This is a genomic window from Streptomyces sp. CO7 (assembly GCF_053474865.1).
The window spans coordinates 138,620-140,238 of the sequence record NZ_JBRIOU010000009.1 but is presented as its reverse complement, the minus strand read 5'-3'; the positions used below and the strand labels follow the sequence as shown (position 1 = coordinate 140,238).

Annotated in this window: 2 protein-coding genes; one reads left to right on the top strand and one right to left on the bottom strand. The window is 76.6% G+C overall.

What is annotated here, in order from left to right:
- Positions 1-635, top strand: a 635-nt coding sequence (locus tag ACOV8S_RS27185) for an ATP-binding cassette domain-containing protein (RefSeq protein ID WP_448321035.1), incomplete at its 5' end; no start/stop codon positions are given.
- A 48-nt stretch (positions 636-683) separates the two neighbouring features.
- Here ACOV8S_RS27185 and ACOV8S_RS27180 read toward each other — a convergent pair.
- A partial coding sequence (locus ACOV8S_RS27180) for a proteinase inhibitor I4 serpin (RefSeq protein ID WP_448321033.1) occupies positions 684-1,619 on the bottom strand: 936 nt, incomplete at its 5' end.

The following is a 1,619-nucleotide window of genomic DNA, read 5'->3' as shown; positions in this document are numbered from 1 at the left end:
GGGCGGGCAAGAGCACGCTGCTGGCCGCCGTGACCGGAGACGTGCCGGTGTCGGGGTCGGTCCTCCTGGGCGGCCACGACGTGTCCTGCTTCCCACCCGAGCAGGTGCGGCTCACGGTGCGGGGCATGGAGCAGGACGCGCACGTGTTCCACGCCTCCGTCCGCGCCAATCTGCTGCTCGCCCGCCCGGACGCCACCGACGACGAACTCCGCGCCGCCGCCCGCAGGGCACGCGTCCTCGACCACGTCACGGCCCTCCCGGACGGCTGGGACACCGAGATCAGCGGGACGTCGCTCTCCGGCGGCCTGCGCCGGCGCCTGCTGCTGGCCCGCGCGTTCCTCGCCGATCCACAGCTCCTCGTCCTCGACGAGCCCACCGAGGGCCTGGACAGCGAGACCGCCGACGCCCTCACCCGCGACCTGCTCGCATCGCCGCGCGGCGGCACGCTGCTGATGGTCACGCACCGCCTCGCGGCGCTCGACGCGGCCGACCTCGTCCTGGTGATGGACGAGGGCCGCATCGCCCAGCGCGGCACCCACGCGGATCTGTCCCGCGTGCCGGGGCCCTACCGGGACCTGCTGGACATCGAACGCCTCGCGGCCACCGGCCCGGACCGGGCGCCCGATGAGCCGTGAAGCGCCCGGGGAGTCGCTCCCGTCCTCTGTCCGCGGGGGCGTGTCGCGCTACCCGCCCGGCTCGTTCACCCAGCCCGCCGCCAGGACCAGCCCGCTTCGGCGGTGGACCGCGAGGAAACCGAAGGGCCGGTCGAAGCGGGCCCGCACCTCGGTGACACGGTGGAGCGTGCCCGGCGCGGCAGCGCCCGCGGCCACGGCGAAGGCCGTCACCGCCGAGGCCCGGAAACGGCGCTCGCCGAAGGCCGCGGTGGCCTTCTGGGCGGCCGCGCCCAGCGCCACCGGCTGATCGCTCACGCCCGGCAGGTGGCCCAGCCCGGTGTCCAGGAAGGCGGTCAGGCCGAAGAGTTCGGGGTGCCGCGTGAGGTCGTGGTCGCCCGCCACGGTGAACGGCACGGTGGTGACCTCGAGCGTGGGCGGGGCCGCGACGGTGCGCAGGGCGTGACGCACCTCGATGCCCGGGCCGGGCTCGCCGAACGGCAGGGCGCCGCCCCGGACGACCGGGCGGCGGCGCTCCAGCACGTCCAGCCCGCACCGGAGCACCCGACCGGGCTCCGCCGACTCCTCGCCCAGCAGCAGGCGCACGTCGACGCCCTGACGGCCCATGACGGTCAGCCCGGTCACCGGGCCGTGCGGGGTGTCCGCGAGGTCGAGCCGGTCGGGCACCGCGCCCGAGCGGTACAGGGCGGGGACCCCCTGGTCCCGCCACGGACCGGACTCCGGGTACAGGTCACCGGCCGGCTCGAACGGCCGGTGCCACTCGGTGGCCACCGTGAGCGCGGTGGCGAGAACCATCTCGGTGTCCTCACGGACCGGCACCGGCATGCGGTCGATCTCGCCGCCGGTACGGGCGGCCGCCCACGCGTCCAGGGCCGCGGAGTCGGCCCCGGGGTCGCCGGTGAGCACCCCGTGCACGCCGGGCGCGAGACGGCCCAGCCACGAGTCCTTGACCTCGAGCGTGCGGCGGGGCCACAGCCCGAGGGCGAG